Consider the following 16,842-nt stretch of genomic DNA (forward strand, 5'->3'; position numbering starts at 1 on the left):
GGGGCCGGAGCGCCGGATCCGTGTCAGGGAATGTCGACCATCTGCATTCGCCGCGTCAGGACGCCGACCCGGGAGTTCAGGTACCGGGTATTGCGGTGGGCGTCATAGAAGCGCGGGTTGGGCAGCATGGCCGCCAGCCGGGCCGACTGGCTGGCCCCGAGGTTGGCGGCGGAAGTATTGAAATAGTGCTTGGCGGCAGCCTGGGCGCCGAATACGCCTTCGCCCCATTCGGCCACGTTCAGATACAGCTCCAGGATCCGCTCCTTGCTCATGACGTGTTCGATCATGTAGGTCAGGACGAGTTCCTGGCCCTTGCGGATATAGCTGCGGGAACTGGACAGAAACAGGTTCTTGGCCAGCTGCTGGGTGATGGTGGAGCCGCCGCGCATCTTGCTGCGGCCGGCTTCCTGCTGCTTCTGGTTGTATTCCCAGGCCTTGCGGATGGCGTCCCACTCGACGCCGTCGTGCTCGGTGAAGTTGGAGTCCTCGGACGCCACCACCGCGCGTTTGAGGTTGCGGTTGATCTTGTCGTAGGGCACCCATTCGTACTTCAGCTCGAAATCGGGGTTGCCGTCGCTCAGGCGGGAGCGTTCCTCGCGCATGATCGCGCTGCTGCCCGGGGGGCGATAGTTGTACCAAACCACCTGGGCGAACAGCCAGAACTGGTAGAGCAGCACCAGGCACACCAGCGCCATCAGCGCGCCACTGATGATCCGGAACCAGGAGCGGCCCTTGCGCGTCGCCATGCGGTCTATTGCCCGGCCTTGAGGGCCTCGCGCAGCGCGGCCAGCACCGGGGCGGGGTCGGGACGCACGCCATGCCAGATGTAGAAGCTTTCGGCCGCCTGGCCCACCAGCATGCCCAGGCCGTCGGCCGTGAGGGCGGCGCCGTCGGCTTGGGCCTGCTGCATGAAGGCGGTGGGCTGGGCGCCGTACATCATGTCGTAGGCGGCGGCGCCGGGCGCGTAGAGGCCCGGGGGCAGGTCCGGGGCGGCGTTCTGCAGGCCGCTGGCGGTGGCGTTGATGACCAGGTTCCAGCCGCCGGCCAGGGCGGCGTCCGCCAGGCTGCCGCCCGTGACAGCCGTCTGCGGCGACACGCCGCTCTCGTGCCAGGAGGCAGCCAGTTCTTCCGCCTTGGATGCGGTGCGGTTGACGATGTGGATGCGGGCGCAGCCGGCCTCGGCCAGCGGCTGCAGCACGCCGCGCGCTGCGCCGCCCGCGCCGACCAGCAGCACGGACGCCCCGGTGAGGCGCACGCCCAGGCGCAGCAGGTCCGACACCAGGCCCACGCCGTCGGTATTGCAGCCATGCCAGGCGCCGTCGCGCCAGGACAGGGTGTTGACCGCGCCGGCCAGGCGGGCGCGGCTGGACAGGCGGCCGGCGGCCAGGGTGTAGGCGTCCAGCTTGAAGGGCACCGTTACGTTCAGGCCCAGCCCGCCCTCGGCGACGAAGGCGGCGACCGCCTCGGCAAAGCCGTCCACCGGGGCCAGCAGGCGCTCGTAGCGCAGCGGCTTGCCGGTCTGCTCGGCAAACATGGCGTGGATCTGGGGTGAGCGGCTGTGCGCGATGGGGTTGCCGATGACGGCGTATCTGGCGAGAGGGGGCGCCTCGGTCATGGGGCTTGTGTTTCCAGGGTGTCGTTGACGAAATGCCAGGTGCGGGTGATGACCAGCACGTCCGTGTCGCGCGCGATATCGGGCGGGAACGGCGGGAAGGGAGCGGCCAGCTGGACGATGCGGCGGGCCGCCTGGTTCAGCACGGCGTGCGGCGAGGGCTGGTCGATCTCGACATTGGCGATGCTGCCGTCGGCGCGCACCGACACCGTGATGCGCAGGGATCCGTAGATGCGGCCGCGGGCCTCGTCCGGGTAATGCTGGGTGCCGACCGTTTCGATGCGGGTGCGCCAGGCGTCCAGGTAGGCGGCGTAGCGCGAGGCCTCGGCGGAAGGCGCCACGAATTGCTTGCGCGGTTCGGCGCTGTATTGCTGGACCCGCGCCGCCAGCGCGGCCACCTGGGCGCTCTGGATGACGCTGGCCTGGTCCTCGGCGTCGCGGCCGAGGTCGGCGCCGTCGGGCCAGGGGTTGACGGCCTGGCGCTCGGCGCCTGCCTTGTCGGCGGCGCGCAGCTGGGTCATCAGGCGGGTCTGTTCGGCTTCCAATTGCACCTGGCGGCGCCGCATGGCCTCCAGCACGATGGTTTCGGCCGATTCGCCGGTGCGGGGCAGCGGGGTGGTGGACATGCCGCGCTCGGCGTTGCCGCCGCCAGTCATCTGGTTCTGGGCCTGCGCGCGCGGCGTTTCCGGCGGCGTTTCGCTGCGGGCATTGAGCAGCACGACTTCCAGGCTGGTGACTGGCGGGCGCGAGAGCGCGGGCGCGCCGAAGCGCCACGCCAGGGCGCCGGCGTGCACCAACAGCGATATCGCGATGCCGATGCGCAGGTAATGCTGGGCGGGTGCGCCCAGCCACCGCAGGTAACGGCTCAGCGAGGAGGAGGAATCAGCGAGGCGTTGCACCTGCGCATTGTAGAGCGAGTCCAGGTCCGCCGGGCGCCCGTGGCGGTTCACACGGAAAGCCTAGGCCTGACGTGCGTAAGCCCTGGCCCCGGGTCTGCAATAGCCCCCGGGGCGGAATCCGGACGGCGCTTCAGGCGGCCGTGCGGGGAAAGACCCAGACCTTGCTGGCCGGCAGCGACAGCCGGCAAGGGCCGGGCTCGCGGCCTTCGGGGCCATAGGCGCGCAGGGCCAGGGTATGGGCCGGGTCGGCGTCGGGGGTGCGGAACAGGTACTCCCAGCGGTCGCCCAGATACATGCTGGTCAGCAGCGGCATGTCCACGTGGTTGCCGTCGGGGTCGTCCGCCAGCCGCACTTGCTCCACCCGGATGACGGCGGTGCCGTCCTGGCCCTGGGCCACCCCCGGGCTGGCCTTGCCCCACAGCGACCAGCCGCGCCCTTCGATGCGGGCCTGGCCGTCGCGAACCTCGGTGACCTTGCCGTCCAGCCGGTTGTTGCTGCCCATGAATTCGGCGGTGAACAGGGTGGACGGGGAACCGTACATCTCCTGCGGCGTGCCCTGTTGTTCGATCTTGCCGTTGTTCAGCAGCAGGATGCGGTCCGAAATCGCCATGGCTTCGCTCTGGTCATGCGTCACCATCAAGGCCGACAGGCCCAGCCGGATGATCAGCTCGCGCAGGAAGGCGCGGGCCTCCTCGCGCAGCTTGGCGTCCAGGTTGGACAGCGGTTCGTCCAGCAGGATGACCGGCGGGCTGTACACCAGCGCCCGGCCGATGGCCACGCGCTGCTGCTGGCCGCCGGACAGGGCGTGCGGATGGCGCTGGCCCAGCTTGCCCAGGCCCAGCTGGTCCAGCACGGCCTGCACGCGTTCGCGCACCTCGGCGCCGGGCACCTTGCGCAGCTTGAGCGGGTAGGCCACGTTCTCGAACACGGTCTTGTGCGGCCACAGCGCGTAGGACTGGAACACCAGGCCCAGGTTGCGCTCCTCGGCCGGGATCTCCTTCTTCGCCGCGCCGTCGTAGACGACGCGTTCGCCGATGGTGATGCGGCCGCGCTTGGGACCTTCCAGGCCGGCCACGGCGCGCAGCAGCGTGGTCTTGCCGCTGCCCGAGGGGCCCAGCAGCGACACCACTTCGCCTTGGCGCAGTTGCATCGACACGCCCTTGAGCACCGGGTTGTCGCCGTAATCCAGGTGCAGGTCTTCTACAGAAAGCTCAATCATGAAGTTTGACTCCGAATCGCAGGGCGACGCCCAGGCCGATCACGACCAGAACGATATTGATGAAGGAAAGCGCGGCCACGATGTCGATGGCGCCCGAGGCCCACAGCGACACCAGCATGGAGCCGATGGTTTCGGTGCCGGGCGACAGCAGATAGACGCCGGTGGAGTACTCGCGCTCGAAGATCAGGAACATCAGCAGCCAGGAACCGATCAGGCCGTACTTGGCCAGCGGCACCGTGACGTGGCGGGTGACTTGGCCGCGGCGCGCGCCGGCGCTGCGGGCGGCTTCTTCCAGTTCCGGACCTACTTGCAGCAAGGTCGAGGAAATCAGCCGCAGGCCATAGGCCATCCACACCACCGTGTAGGCCAGCCACACGCTGAAGATGGTGCTGCGCATGGCGCGCAGCCATTCGATGAAGTTCTCGCGCAGCCATTCCGCGAAGGGCAGGGCCGACAGCCAGCCGCCTTCGTCCAGGGCGTTGTCCAGCCACATCGGCACGAACAGAAACACCCACAGGAACGCCAGGCCGGCCAGGAGGCCCGGCACCGCGCGCGGCACCAGCACGCTGTAGTCCATGAAGCGGGTGACGTTGTCCGGCTTGCGGTGCATGGCCAGGCCCACGAACATGTAGCAGAACACGGCCAGCGCGCCGCCGAACACGCCGATGGCCACCGAGTTGACGATGGCGCGCATCAGGTTGGGCTGCGAGAACACGGTGCGGAACGCGTCCAGCGACAGCACGTCCAGCAGCGACACGCCCATGCCCCAGTTGGACACGAACGCACGCAGCAGCACGCCCAACAGCGGCACCACGATGGTCACCAGCAGCCAGAACGCCACCACTGCGCCGGCCACCCAGCGCCACTTGCCCAGCGGCAGGGCGCGGGCGCGCGAGGCCTTGCCCTTGACCGTGACGAAGCGGTTGGCGGTGCGCATCAGGCGGCGCTGCAGCATCACCAGCGGAATCGTCATGCAGATCAGCACCACGGCCACGGCGGCCATCAGGTGATAGGACGGGATACCCAGCTTGTTGGTGAGCTTGTACAGATACGTCGCCAGCACCAGGTTGCCTTCCGGATCGCCCAGCACCAGCACCAGGCCGAATACTTCCAGGCCCAGGAAGAACAGCAGCACGGTGGCATACAGCATGGCCGGGCGCACCATGGGCAGGCTGACCGACACCATCACGCGCAGCGGCGAGGCGCCGGACACGCGCGCGGCTTCCTCGACGTCGGAACCCATGCTGCGCAGCGCCGACGAGATGTACAGGTAGGCGTGCGGCACGTGGGTCAGGCCGGCGATGATGACGATGCTGGTCAGCGAATAGACGTTCCAGGGCACGAAGCCCAGGATGTTTTGCGCCCAGGTCGAGAAAAAGCCGACCGGACCCGCCGCCACCACGTAGCCGAAGCCCAGCACCATGGGCGACACGAACACCGGCACCAGGATCAGCGGCTCGATCCAGCGGCGGCCGGGCAGGTCCGTGCGTATCATCAGGAAGGCCAGCATGCCGCCCAGCGGGATGGCGATGACGGCCAGGCCGAAGGCCAGGATGAAGCCGCTTTTCAGGGCTTTGTAGAAATCGGGATCCGCAAAGATGAAGCGGAACGCGTCCAGGCTGAAGACCTTGGACGGCGAGAAAAAGGGCGCGGACAGAAAGCTCTGGATGATGATGAACGACAGCGGCACATAGATGGCCAAAGCCGTGATCAGCACCACCACGCCGCGGGGCAGGGACTGCCATTTCGAGCGCAATGACTGCATGGGGAATCCTGTGTTCTTGAATGGCGCGGAGGTCGCGCGGCCGGGTCGGGGGCGACCGCCCCGGCGGCGGTCAGGCGGACGGCGGCGCGCCGCCGTCCTCTGCGCGCGAGGCGGCCCGGAACCGTGGCTCCGGGCTGCGCGGCATTACTTGCCTGCCGCGGCGCGCCAGTCCTTGATGAACTGCAGGCGCTTGTTCTGCTCCAGGTAGTCCAGCAGCGTTTCGTTGACCGGGATCGGCTTGAGCGAGGCGCCCAGCTTCTTGGTCATGCCGTCGACGTCGTTGTCGCCTTCGATGTCGTCGCGCACGGAGGCCAGGTCGGCCTGGTTCGCCAGGATGGTCTGGCCCTTCTGCGACAGCAGGTAGTCCATCCACAGCTTGGCGGCGTTGCGGTTCTTGGCCTTCTTGCTGATGAAGGCCACGCGCGACAGAACCAGCGCGTAGTCGGTCGGGTAGGCCACGCCCAGCGACGGGTCGCTCTTGGCGCGCGTTTCGGCGTAGGAACCCAGGATGTTGTAGCCGATCAGGTTTTCGCCGGAGGACACGCGTTCCATCATGGTGCCGGTGGACGATTGCACGATCAGGCCGCCTGCGGCGATGCCCTTGAGCGTCTCGAAGTACTTGGGGTCGTTGACCTTGTCCTGCACCGCCAGCATGAAGCCCACGGCCGACTTCTCGATGTCGTAGGTGGTGACCTTGTTCTTGAACTTGTCCGGCTGGCTGGCGATCAGCTTGGCCAGGGCGCCGTGCGTGGTGGGCACCTCGGCGGCGGGGATCAGGCGCTTGTTGTAGATGAACACGGCCGGTTCATAGGTGGTGCCGTAGGCCGAATCCTTCCACACCGCCCAGGCCGGCAGCTTGCCGACTTCCGGCGACTTGTATTGCAGGGCGTAGTCGCTGGCCAGCTTCAGGGCCGAGTCCATCGACGAGCTCCAGACGACGTCGCCGCTGGTGCCACCGGCCGCCTGCTCGCTGATGTAGCGGTTGTAGAGCTCGGTGCTGTTCATGTCGTTGTATTCGACCTTGATGCCCGGGTACAGCGCTTCGAAGCCCTTGATGACGGGGCCGGCGGCCTTGGTGTCGGTGGTCGAATAGATGACGACCTTGCCTTCCTTCTTGGCGCCGTCCAGGATCTTCTGGTAGTCGGCCGGATAGCCGGCCGGCACTTGCTGCGCAAAGGCGCTGCCGGCGGCAAGGGCGAATGCAGCGGCGCAGGCGGCCGCCAGTTGGGACTTGGCAAGCATGGGTGTGTCTCCGATGAGTCTTGTGGTTGGAGCGGGATCCGTGTCCAGCTTGCGGGCATCTTAGGAGCCGGCGTCTGTCGTCGTCCTGTCATGGCGGCGGGACGCGACTAGGGGAAATCCCTGGGCGGGGTGGGCGCGGCGCGCCCAAAAACGTTACGGCCGCGCGGGCGTGTCGGTCACCAGCCGGATCCAGTTCTGCACGAAGCGCGAATGGCGGCGCTGGTCCAGGCCGACCAGCAGGGCGGGGCTCAGCACCACTGGCTGCACGATGCCCTGGGAGCGCGCCAGCACCGCTTCGGAGGTCCAGCGCCCGGGGGTGTCCTCCATGATGGAACCCAGCGCGGCATGGCTGGACGCCACCTGCTGGCCGGCCGGAGACAGCAGCCAGTCCACCAGCGCGCGGCCCAGTTCCGGGCTGGGCGCGGTGCGCGCGATCAGCACCGAGCGCGCCAGCACCAGCACGTAGTCCTGCGGAAAGACCACGCCGATGGGCGCGCCCGCCGCCTGTCGCGACAGCGCGTAGGAGCCGAGGATGTTGTAGCCGATGTCGATCTGGTCGCTCTCGATGGCGTCCAGGATCTCGGCGCTGGTGGCCGACAGGCGCACGCCAGCCTGGCCCATGGCGTTGGCCAGCCCCCAGAAGTTCGACGACACCAGCTCGTCCTGTTCGGCCAGCAGATAGCCCACGCTGCTGGTCGCGATGTCATAGGTGCCGATGCGGCCGCGCAGCTTCGCGGCGTCGCGTTCCAGCAGGCGCAGCAGGTCCTGGCGCGAGCGCGGCACGGTGGCTTCGGTATAGCGCTTGGGGTTGTAGACGATGACGGCCGGCTCGAAGGTGAAACCGTAGACCTCGTGGCGCCAGATGGCCCAGGAGGGCAGCTTGGCGGCATAGGGCGAGGAATAGCTCATCGCATAGCCGTCGTTGGCCAGCCGGATCTGCAGGTCCGAGGCCGAACTCATCAGCACGTCCACATCCTTCAACTGCCCGGCGATGGCGGCTTCGTAGAGTTCGCGGCTGCCCATCTCGCGGTACACCACGGTGACGTCCGGCCGTTGCGACTGGAAGCCCTGGATCAGCGGCGCGACCACCGGCGTATCCGTGGGGCCGGCGATGGTCAGGACGCGGGACGTGGGCTGCGGCGCGGGGTAGCGGGTGACGATTGCCGCGATGTCGGCGGCGCGTACCTCGGCGGGGGCCGAGGCCAGCAGCAGGCCCGCCATGCACAACGCGCCCAGGCAGGCGGCTGCCGCGCGTCCCGGCGCGGAACGCGCCAGCGGCAGGATCACGCGCGCCGTCAGGCCGCCGCCCGGACGGTCTTGCAGCCAGAGCGAACCGCCGTGGGCGGCAGCCACCGAGCGCACGATGGACAGCCCCAGCCCCGACCCAGGCTGTGTTTCGCCGGCGCGGCCGCGGGTGAAACGCTGCTGCACGGCGTCCTTTTCGTCGTCGGCCACGCCCGGCCCGCGGTCCGACACGGTGAGCGCAACGCGAAAGCCCGCCACAGGCGTGGCCTGGATGTCCACGGGGCCGTCGGGCGCATAGCGCAGGGCGTTGTCCACCAGGTTGCGCAGCATCTCGCGCAAGGCGACGCGGTCGCCGGCGATGCGGGCGCGGCGGACCTCGGGCGCGATCTCGATGCGCAGCCGCTGCGTTTCCAGCGGACCGATGCGGCGGCGCGTTTCGTTGACGGTCTCGGCCACGCCCACCAGCGTGCGCGATCCCTTGCCCAGGCGGTGCGTGATGGTGGCGTCCATCAGCAGCTGGTTGATCAACTGGCTGGCATGGGTGGCGTTCAGATGGATGCGTTCGAGGCGCGCGTGCAGCCTCTGCTGATCGGTTTCCTCCAGGGCGACTTCGGCTTGAGCGCGCAGCGAGGCCAGCGGCGTACGGACCTGGTGGGCGGCGTCCGCCACCAGGGTGTTGAGCGTACCCATGACGCCGGACAGGCGCTGCATGAAGGCGTTCAGCGCTTCGACCAGCCGCCGCACTTCGCGCGGCACGGGCGTCACCAGCGGCGCCAGGTCGTCGGGCGCGCGGCTGCGCAACTCGCGCTCCACCACCGCCAGCGGCGCGAAGGCCCGCTGCACGCCGAACCACAGCAGGCCCAGCGCCACCAGGGACACCACCACCAGCGGCAGCGCGGTACGTCCCAGGATCTCGTCGGCCAGCGCTTCGCGCGACCCCAGCGTCTCGGCCACGCGCACCGTGACCCAGCCGGCATGTTGGCTGGCGGACACCAGCCGGCCCACGGTGGCGACGCGGACAGGTTCGTCGTGATAGCGCAGATAGGCGAACACCGGCGTGGCCGACTGCGCCAGGGGCATGCCGGGCGCCAGGTCGTCATAGCCGGTGATGAGGCGGCCGTTCGAGGTGCGGGCTTCGTAGAACACCCGCTCGCCGCCGGACAGCATGGCCAGCGAGGACACCGGCGGTTCGACGGTGACGTTGTTGTCTTCGATCTGCACCGAGCCGGCAATGGTCAGCGCCGAGGCCGCCAGCAGCCGGTCGAAAGCCTGTTCCGCCGCGCGCTGCGCGTAGCCGCGCAGGAAGAACACCAGCCCGATCAGCGCGCAGGCCAGCAGCAGCACCCCCAGCGCCAAGACGCGGCGGCGGATGGAAAAGTTCTCAGGGTTCTTCATGGCTGCGGGCCTGATAGCCGACGCCGCGCACGGTGACGATATCGATCGAGGCGCCCGTCAGCTTCTTGCGCAGCCGCGATATCAGCAGCTCCAGCGCATTGAGGGTGCCGTCGTCCAGGTCGAAGAGCTGGTTCATCAGCCGTTCCTTGGCGACGGTCTGGCCCAGCTTGCCTAGCAGGATCTCCAGCAGCCGGAATTCACGCCGCCCCAGCTCCAGCGGCGCGCCGGCCACGCTGACATTGCGGTTGGCAAGGTCCAGGCTGAGGTTGCCGTAGACGGTGACGCTGCTGGTCTGGCCAGCGGGGCGGCGCATCAGCGCCCGCAGCCGGGCTTCAAGTTCGCGCAGATCGAAGGGCTTGACCAGATAGTCGTCGGCGCCCAGGTCCAGCATGTCGATCTTGTCTTCGATTTCGGCGCGCGCGGTCATGACCAGCACGGGGGCTTCCAGCCCGGCGGCGCGCAGTTCGCGGATGACGGTGAAACCATCTTTGCCGGGCAGATTGATGTCCAGCACCAGGGCATCCCAGGTCTCGTCCAAGCCCCAACGCAGCGCCGCCACGCCGTCGCGCACCCATTGCACGCTATGGCCGGCAAAACGCAGCTTGCTTTCCACGGCATCGCCGAGATCGAGATTGTCCTCGACCAGCAAAATGCGCATGTGTTGCCTCCGTGTCTTTTGTTGCTTTCGGGGGGAGTTTATAGGGCTGTGGAGGTTCTGTGGGTCTTGATGCGGGCGCGGGCTTGGTTCTTAAGACGCCTGTCGCGTCGGCGGCCTGCGCCCCGCAGGCCGCCGACGCGACAGGCTCTGCCGGATGAATCTTCACGGGCGCTGGGACGGCCGGCGTGCTTGGCGTTCTGGCCACGGGCGGTGGGAAGTTGGCGTGTCTTGCGGGGCCCGCCCCAGGCCGGCCGCGCGGGCGGCCTTTTGGGGCTTACGCGGTGTCTTGCGTGGCGTGATGACGCTGCGCGCTGTTGGGGAGTGCAACTGGTGGTTGGTGAATTTTGGTACGTAGGGCGCCGAAGCAGGTCGGTAGGCCAACAATCGTCATTTCAACCCCAGTGCCGGATGGGTGGCGCGCGTGACGGTCGGCATGCGCAAGCGGTTCGCCATCGCGCGCCACCCATCACCGCCCATCCCCCATGAGCTGGCGACCATTAGTCAACGGCTCACCGCATTCGCGCAAGCGAACACAATTGAAATTCAAGGAATCACGTATGCCATTCTCGGCCGCCCGCGCGGCCGAGAATGGCGGGCAATACAAGAGTCGTCCCAGACCACGGCTCTAGCAGCGCACCAAACCAAGATTCAAGTAGCCCGTCGGTGCGGGCGCCTGAGTGGCGGGCAACCTCGATGCGCCCGAGGGAATCTGAAGGGAAGGCCGCAGGCCTGGACGAAGATGACGAAGGGGAAGTCCGGAGCGAAGGCTCCGGACCGCAATCGTGGGCGCCCGCCACTCAGGCGTCCGCACCGACGGGCGGCCTACGAAGCAGAGCGGCCTACGAAGCAGAGCGGCCTACGAAGCAGAGCGGCCTACGAAGCAGAGCGGCCTACGAAGCAGAGCGGCCTACGAAGCAGAGCGGCCTACGAAGCAGAGCGGCCTACGAAGCAGAGCGGCCTACGAAGCAGAGCGGCCTACGAAGCAGAGCGGCCTACGAAGCAGAGCGGCCTACGAAGCAGAGCGGCCTACGAAGCAGAGCGGCCTACGAAGCAGAGCGGCCTACGAAGCAGAGCGGCCTACGAAGCAGAGCGGCCTACGAAGCAGAGCGGCCGACGAAGCACAGGACCGGCACCCCGAAACCCTGCCAACGAGAAACCTCGGGCGCACTCAAAACCAGAAAGCTACAAAGCCCGCCTACTTCCCAGCGCTATCCGCCCACCCCTTCGACAACTCCACCGCCTGCCGCCACCGCTTCATCCGCGCCGCCCGTACAGACTCCGGCCAGGTCGGTTCGAACGTCCGCTCCGCCTGCCACTTCGACGCGAATTCATCCAGCCCCGACCAGAACCCGACCGCCAGCCCTGCCAACCCCGCAGCCCCCAGCGCCGTCGATTCCGACACGCGCGGACGGACCACCGGGACGCCCAGCAAATCTGCCTGCATCTGCATCAGCAGGTCGTTGCGGGCGGCGCCGCCGTCCACGCGCAGCTCGGTCAGCGCGATGCCGCTGTCGCCGTTCATGCAGGTCAGCAGTTCGGCGCTTTGCAGCGCGATGGATTCCAGCGTGGCGCGGGCGATGTGGGCGCGGGTGGTGCCGCGGGTCAGGCCCACCAGCGTGCCGCGCGCATAGGGATCCCAGTGCGGCGCGCCCAGGCCGGCGAAGGCCGGGACCATGAAGACGTCGTCGGTGTCGGCCACGCTGGCGGCCAGGGATTCGATTTCTTCCGAACGCTGGATGATGCCCAGGCCATCGCGCAGCCATTGCACCGCGGCGCCGGCCACGAACACGCCGCCTTCCAGCATGTAGGTCGGACGCCAGCCGCTGTTGCCGGCTTGCGGCAGGCCCCAGCCCACCGTGGACAGCAGATTGTTGTGGGATTGCACCGGTTTTTCGCCTACGTTCATCAGCATGAAGCAGCCGGTGCCGTAGGTGTTCTTGGCCATGCCGGGCGTAAAGCAGGCCTGGCCGAAGGTGGCCGCCTGCTGGTCGCCGGCGTTGCCGGCGATCGGGATGGAGCCGCCCAGCCACTCTGGCAGGGCGTCGCCCACCACCGCGCTGCTGGGCGCAATGTTGGGCAGCACGCTGCGCGGGATCTTCAGCAGCGCCAGGATCTCGTCGTTCCAGTCCTGCGTGTGCAGGTCGAACAGCATGGTGCGCGAGGCGTTGCTCGGGTCGGTGCTGTGCACCGCGCCGCCGGTCAGTTGCCAGATCAGCCAGGTGTCCACCGTGCCGAAGGCCAGTTCGCCGCGGTCGGCCATCTGGCGCGCGCCCGGCACGTGGTCCAGCAGCCAGGCGAGCTTGGTGCCGGAGAAATAGGCGTCCAGCACCAGGCCGGTGCGCGATTGCAGGAAAGCGGCGTGGCCGTCCTGGCGCAACTGGTCGCATAGCGGTGCCGTGCGGCGGTCCTGCCAGACGATGGCGCGCGCCAGCGGGCGGCCGGTGGCGCGTTCCCAGATCAGGGTGGTTTCGCGCTGATTGGTGATGCCGATGGCGGCGATGTCGGCGGCGGTCGCGGCGGCATTGCGCAGGGCTTCGCGCGCCACGTCCAGCTGGCTGTGCCAGATCTCGCTGGCGTCGTGCTCGACCCAGCCCGGCCGCGGGTAGTGCTGGCGGAATTCGCGCTGGCCCACGCCGCGCACCACGCCCTCACGGTCGAACACGATTGCGCGGGAGCTGGTCGTGCCCTGGTCCAGGGCTAGGACAAATTCATTCGTCGTCACTTTGTTTAGCGCCGTTCAGGTGTGCCCCGGCCAGAGGGTCGAGGCGTCTAAAGGAGAAGGTCGAAGCCATGCACAGCAAGCCGACGACGATGAAGCCCGCGACGACATCGCGGATCGCCAGCGTTTCCGCGCCGCGCAAGGACATGCTGATGTTCAGCGTCACCGCGGCCACGCCCACGCCCAGGCTGATGCCCAGTTGCTGCGCCATCGCGGCGAAACTGCTGGCGCGGCTCATCTTGGACGGGGGGATGTCGGCATAGGTTAGCGTATTTACCCCGGTGAACTGTAGCGAACGGAAAAAGCCTCCGACCAGCAGGACCGCGATCATCAGCCACACCGGCGTGGCGGGCGTGAAGGCGCCGCAGACCACGATGAACGCACCCGCCAGCACGGCGTTCACGGTCAGGACTCGGCGAAAGCCGAAGTGCTTCACGATCGGGGTGGCCACGAACTTCATCAGCAGTGCGCCCGCGGCGCTGGCGAAAGTGATCAGGCCGGCCGCGAACGGCGTCAGGCCAAAGCCCACCTGCAGCAGCATGGCCAGCAGGAAGGGGGTGGCGCCCACGGCGAAGCGGCACAGATTGCCGCCCAGCGTGGAGATGGCGAAGGTGGGGATCCGCATCAGCGAGAGGTCGATGATGGGGTGCTCGGTGCGCTTGGCGTGCCAGCCGTAGAGCAGGCCGCAGACCGTGCCCACCGCGATCAGCCCCAGCAGCATGGACAGCGGCATGACGTCGCGGCCGATGGCCTCGAAACCGCTGACCAGGGCCGCCAGGCAGATTGAGCTGAGCAGGAAGCCCGGCCAGTCCAGGCGCGGGGCGGCTTCCTCGCGGATCTCCGCGACGTAGCGCAGCACCAGGAAAATTCCCAGGACGCCGATAGGGATATTGATCAGGAAGATCCAGTGCCAGGACATATAGGTGACCATGAAGCCGCCCAGCGGCGGTCCGATCACGGGGCCCAGCAGGGCCGGAATGGAAAGGAAGGACATGGCCTTCAGCAAGTCCTGCTTGGGCACGGTGCGCAGCAGGATGATGCGTCCCACTGGCACCATCATTGCGCCCGCCATCCCCTGGACGATGCGGGCCAGGACCAGTTGCGGCAGATCCTGGGACAGCGCACAGGCCACCGAGCTGAGCGTGAACAGGCCGATCGCCGCCACGAACACCCGCCGCGCGCCGTAGCGGTCGGCCGCCCAGCCGCTGACGGGCACGAATACCGCCACCGACAGCAGGTAGGAGGTGATGGCCACGTTCAGCCGCACCGGGGTCGACCCCAAGGCGTGGGCCATGGCTGGCAGGGCGGTGGCCACCACGGTGGCGTCCAGCATCTGCATGAACAGCGCACAGCCTACGATGAAGGGAATCATGCGCGCCGCGCGCGCGGCTTGCTCATTGGAAAGAGGAGCGGGACGGGCTGCTGCTGCGGTTTCTGCGGACATGGCGGGCGGGGGCGATGGGTGCCGCGAGATTGTAACGCCGGGGGGTGGGCCGCCGTGAAGTAAACTCCCTACATCCGAAACCCATTGAAATTGGTGCCATGGCGACCAACTACGAATCCGAGATCACCCTTTTCCTGAAGGACTACAAGAAATCGCATCCTGGCACCGAAGAGCGCCAGCGCGAGGGCCGCGCCCGCCTTTGGGACAAACCGCAGGACTCGGAGCTGCTGGAAGGCTTCCGCGCGGCCCGTGTGCCGCAAAAGCCGTACGTCTACCAGGCCGACTGAGCCCATTGCGGCAATCATGGCCCAAAACGCTTCCGTCCCGGGCGACGCCCTGGCCGCGCTAGTGGAACCGCCCGTCGACAGCACCCCTGACACGATCGACAGCGTGGCGTTCGCGCGCCTGTATGGCGAGCCGCTGTTCCAGATGCCCACGGACCTGTACATCCCGCCGGATGCGCTGGAAGTGTTCCTGGAAGCGTTTGAAGGGCCGCTGGACCTGCTGCTCTACCTGATCCGCAAACAGAACTTCAACGTGCTGGACATCCCCATGGCGGATGTCACGCGGCAGTATCTGTCGTATGTGGAGCAGATCCGCATCCACAATCTGGAGCTGGCCGCCGAGTACCTGCTGATGGCGGCGATGCTCATCGAGATCAAGTCGCGCATGCTGCTGCCGGTCAAGAAGACCGACACCGGCGAAGAGCCGGAAGATCCGCGCGCCGAACTCGTGCGCCGCCTGCTCGAATACGAGCAGATGAAGCTGGCCGCCCAGAAGCTGGACGCGATGCCGCAGCTGGGCCGCGACTTCGTCAGCAGCCAGGCGGTGGCCGACCTGAGCGTGGAGCGCATGCTGCCCGAGGTCAGCGTGGACGACCTGCGCGCGGCCTGGGCCGACATCATGAAGCGGGCCAAGCTGAACCAGCACCATCACATCACGCGCGAACAGCTGTCCGTGCGCGATCACATGACGCACATCCTGCGGCGCCTGAACGACGTGCGTTTCATGGAATTCGGCGACCTGTTCATGGAACGCGTGCGCGAAGGCGCGCCCGCGGCGGTGGTCGTCGTGCATTTCATCGCCATGCTGGAACTGGCGCGCGAGTCCTTGCTGGAAATTACGCAGGCCGAGCCCTATGCTCCCATCTATGTGCGCCTGGCCTACACCAGCGTGGCGGCGGTCGCGGCCTGATCCTGACCGGGCTGCCCCCAACCCCGGAGAAACTCCTTGAAAGTCGTACACACCATCCAGGAATTGCGCGATCACCTGCGCGGCCAGAATCGCGTGTCGTTCGTGCCCACCATGGGCAATTTGCACGAAGGCCACCTGTCCCTGATGAAGCTGGCGCGCCAGCATGGCGACCCGGTGGTGGCCAGCATCTTCGTGAACCGCCTGCAGTTCGGCCCCAACGAAGACTTCGACCAATATCCCCGCACGCTCGCCGCCGACATCGAGAAGCTCGAGCGCGAGCGCGACGTGTACGTGCTGTTCGCGCCGAACGAGCGCGAGATGTATCCCGAGCCGCAGAACTTCCGCGTCCAGCCTCCCGACGATCTGGGCGACATCCTGGAAGGCGAATTCCGCCCGGGCTTCTTCGAAGGCGTCAGCACCGTGGTGCTGAAGCTGTTTTCCTGCGTGCAGCCGCGCGTGGCGGTGTTTGGCAAGAAGGATTACCAGCAGCTGATGGTGGTGCGCAATATGTGCCGCCAGTTCCAGCTGCCCGTCGAAGTGCTGGCCCACGAGACCGTGCGCGCCGACGACGGCCTGGCCTTGTCCTCCCGCAACCGTTACCTCAGCGACGCCGATCGCGCCGAGGCGCCCGCGTTGTATGCCGCGCTGCGGCACGCCAACGAGCGTCTGGCCCAGGGCGAGCGCGATGCCGCCGCGCTGGAGCGCGAAGCCGTCGAGACCCTGACCCGGCGCGGCTGGCAGGTGGACTACGTGGCCCTGCGCCGCCAGCGCGATCTCAAGCGTCCCGACGCCGCCGACCTGCAGGCCGGCGAACCGTTGGTGGCGCTGGCGGCGGCCAAGCTGGGCACGACCCGCCTGATCGACAATCTGGAGCTGGCCTACACGGCCTGACGCGGCAAGGCCCCAGGGGTGGCGTTCATGTCCACCCCTGAAAGAATTACCAGCTTACGTCGTGACGGGCGGCGGATCAGACTCGGCGCAATCCTACATTGCAAGCGAGCCGCCCCATGCAAGCTCCCCGTCCCGACCTGGAAGCCGTTCTTTCCTCTCTCACGCCGCGCGAACGGCAAATCGTCACCTACGTGGCCGCCGGCCGTCCCAACAAGGTCATCGCCATAGACCTGGGCATTTCGTTGCGCACCGTAGAAGCCCATCGTTCCCGCATTTTCACCAAGCTGCAAGTCCGCAATGCCATGCAACTGGCCTGCCGGCTTTGCGAACACGGACGTTCCGGCGCCTCGCCCGTGCCTGGCGCGGCCGGACCGGACCGCGCGCATGCACTGATTCCGATGCCTCGGAAGCTCATCGACAGTCCGAGCTACACGCTGCATGAGCCGCCAGGGCCGGAGTATCACCGATGTCTGGCAAGTCCCGCGTCACTGCGTGCCGATTCCGGTGTAGATCCGGATCCCGATGCCGGGTAGCCCAAAAGCACCAGGCCCGGCGAACG

Annotated in this window: 14 protein-coding genes; 4 read left to right on the forward strand and 10 right to left on the reverse strand. The window is 67.6% G+C overall.

Going from position 1 to position 16,842, the window contains the following annotated elements; translation table 11 throughout:
• Positions 1 to 23: 23 nt before the first annotated feature.
• From mtgA to IAG39_RS02785, 10 genes are all read right to left on the reverse strand, one after another.
• On the reverse strand, positions 24 to 746 hold the full coding sequence (gene mtgA, locus IAG39_RS02740; protein WP_054458994.1) for a monofunctional biosynthetic peptidoglycan transglycosylase: 723 nt from the start codon (positions 744 to 746) through the stop codon (positions 24 to 26).
• Positions 747 to 751: 5 nt separating this feature from the next.
• The gene (gene aroE, locus IAG39_RS02745) at positions 752 to 1,615 is read right to left on the reverse strand and encodes a shikimate dehydrogenase (RefSeq protein WP_059374022.1); all 864 of its coding nucleotides are present in this window, start codon (positions 1,613 to 1,615) and stop codon (positions 752 to 754) included.
• Positions 1,612 to 2,511 carry a TonB family protein gene (locus IAG39_RS02750; protein WP_118935099.1) on the reverse strand — a complete coding sequence of 300 codons (900 nt, stop codon included), beginning with the start codon at positions 2,509 to 2,511 and terminating at the stop codon, positions 1,612 to 1,614. The genes aroE and IAG39_RS02750 overlap by 4 nt, the downstream gene beginning before the upstream one ends.
• 130 nt (positions 2,512 to 2,641) lie before the next feature.
• Positions 2,642 to 3,730, reverse strand: a complete 1,089-nt coding sequence (locus tag IAG39_RS02755; RefSeq protein WP_118935095.1) for an ABC transporter ATP-binding protein — start codon at positions 3,728 to 3,730, stop codon at positions 2,642 to 2,644.
• Complete coding sequence (locus IAG39_RS02760; protein ID WP_118935096.1) at positions 3,723 to 5,495, reverse strand: ABC transporter permease; 1,773 nt, start codon at positions 5,493 to 5,495, stop codon at positions 3,723 to 3,725. Before IAG39_RS02760 ends, IAG39_RS02755 begins: the two co-directional genes overlap by 8 nt.
• 144 nt (positions 5,496 to 5,639) lie before the next feature.
• The gene (locus tag IAG39_RS02765) at positions 5,640 to 6,737 is read right to left on the reverse strand and encodes an ABC transporter substrate-binding protein (RefSeq protein WP_059374019.1); all 1,098 of its coding nucleotides are present in this window, start codon (positions 6,735 to 6,737) and stop codon (positions 5,640 to 5,642) included.
• A 153-nt stretch (positions 6,738 to 6,890) separates the two neighbouring features.
• Positions 6,891 to 9,377, reverse strand: coding sequence for an extracellular solute-binding protein (locus tag IAG39_RS02770; RefSeq protein WP_059374018.1), 2,487 nt, complete (start codon positions 9,375 to 9,377; stop codon positions 6,891 to 6,893).
• The gene (locus IAG39_RS02775) at positions 9,364 to 10,035 is read right to left on the reverse strand and encodes a response regulator transcription factor (protein WP_059374017.1); all 672 of its coding nucleotides are present in this window, start codon (positions 10,033 to 10,035) and stop codon (positions 9,364 to 9,366) included. Before IAG39_RS02775 ends, IAG39_RS02770 begins: the two co-directional genes overlap by 14 nt.
• A 1,195-nt stretch (positions 10,036 to 11,230) precedes the next feature.
• On the reverse strand, positions 11,231 to 12,757 hold the full coding sequence (gene glpK / locus IAG39_RS02780) for a glycerol kinase GlpK (RefSeq protein ID WP_059374016.1): 1,527 nt from the start codon (positions 12,755 to 12,757) through the stop codon (positions 11,231 to 11,233).
• Complete coding sequence (locus IAG39_RS02785) at positions 12,744 to 14,198, reverse strand: DHA2 family efflux MFS transporter permease subunit (RefSeq protein WP_118935159.1); 1,455 nt, start codon at positions 14,196 to 14,198, stop codon at positions 12,744 to 12,746. The genes glpK and IAG39_RS02785 overlap by 14 nt, the downstream gene beginning before the upstream one ends.
• 98 nt (positions 14,199 to 14,296) lie before the next feature.
• Here IAG39_RS02785 and IAG39_RS02790 point away from each other — a divergent pair, with 98 nt between their 5' ends.
• The 4 genes from IAG39_RS02790 to IAG39_RS31715 all read left to right on the forward strand — a co-directional run bounded on the left by IAG39_RS02790 (position 14,297) and on the right by IAG39_RS31715 (position 16,816).
• Positions 14,297 to 14,485, forward strand: a complete 189-nt coding sequence (locus tag IAG39_RS02790; RefSeq protein ID WP_042796240.1) for a DUF3460 family protein — start codon at positions 14,297 to 14,299, stop codon at positions 14,483 to 14,485.
• 16 nt (positions 14,486 to 14,501) lie between these two features.
• Entirely contained in the window at positions 14,502 to 15,392 is an 891-nt protein-coding gene (locus tag IAG39_RS02795) for a segregation and condensation protein A (RefSeq protein WP_059374014.1), read from the forward strand.
• Positions 15,393 to 15,428: 36 nt separating this feature from the next.
• A complete protein-coding gene (gene panC, locus IAG39_RS02800) occupies positions 15,429 to 16,283 on the forward strand; it encodes a pantoate--beta-alanine ligase (RefSeq protein ID WP_118935156.1) in 855 nt (284 codons plus the stop codon).
• A 116-nt stretch (positions 16,284 to 16,399) separates the two neighbouring features.
• The gene (locus IAG39_RS31715) at positions 16,400 to 16,816 is read left to right on the forward strand and encodes a response regulator transcription factor (RefSeq protein ID WP_118935154.1); all 417 of its coding nucleotides are present in this window, start codon (positions 16,400 to 16,402) and stop codon (positions 16,814 to 16,816) included.
• The last annotated feature ends 26 nt before the right edge of the window (positions 16,817 to 16,842 follow it).

The sequence above is a fragment of the Achromobacter xylosoxidans genome (genome assembly GCF_014490035.1).
Classification (GTDB): domain Bacteria; phylum Pseudomonadota; class Gammaproteobacteria; order Burkholderiales; family Burkholderiaceae_B; genus Achromobacter; species Achromobacter bronchisepticus_A.

Coding starts and splice junctions, on each gene's coding strand:
- mtgA (WP_054458994.1), bottom strand. CDS start 746: ATGGCGACGCGCAAGGGCCGCTCCTGGTTCCGGATCATCAGTGGCGCG.
- aroE (WP_059374022.1), bottom strand. CDS start 1,615: ATGACCGAGGCGCCCCCTCTCGCCAGATACGCCGTCATCGGCAACCCC.
- IAG39_RS02755 (WP_118935095.1), bottom strand. CDS start 3,730: ATGATTGAGCTTTCTGTAGAAGACCTGCACCTGGATTACGGCGACAAC.
- IAG39_RS02760 (WP_118935096.1), bottom strand. CDS start 5,495: ATGCAGTCATTGCGCTCGAAATGGCAGTCCCTGCCCCGCGGCGTGGTG.
- IAG39_RS02765 (WP_059374019.1), bottom strand. CDS start 6,737: ATGCTTGCCAAGTCCCAACTGGCGGCCGCCTGCGCCGCTGCATTCGCC.
- IAG39_RS02770 (WP_059374018.1), bottom strand. CDS start 9,377: ATGAAGAACCCTGAGAACTTTTCCATCCGCCGCCGCGTCTTGGCGCTG.
- IAG39_RS02775 (WP_059374017.1), bottom strand. CDS start 10,035: ATGCGCATTTTGCTGGTCGAGGACAATCTCGATCTCGGCGATGCCGTG.
- IAG39_RS02785 (WP_118935159.1), bottom strand. CDS start 14,198: ATGTCCGCAGAAACCGCAGCAGCAGCCCGTCCCGCTCCTCTTTCCAAT.
- IAG39_RS02790 (WP_042796240.1), top strand. CDS start 14,297: ATGGCGACCAACTACGAATCCGAGATCACCCTTTTCCTGAAGGACTAC.
- IAG39_RS02795 (WP_059374014.1), top strand. CDS start 14,502: ATGGCCCAAAACGCTTCCGTCCCGGGCGACGCCCTGGCCGCGCTAGTG.
- IAG39_RS31715 (WP_118935154.1), top strand. CDS start 16,400: ATGCAAGCTCCCCGTCCCGACCTGGAAGCCGTTCTTTCCTCTCTCACG.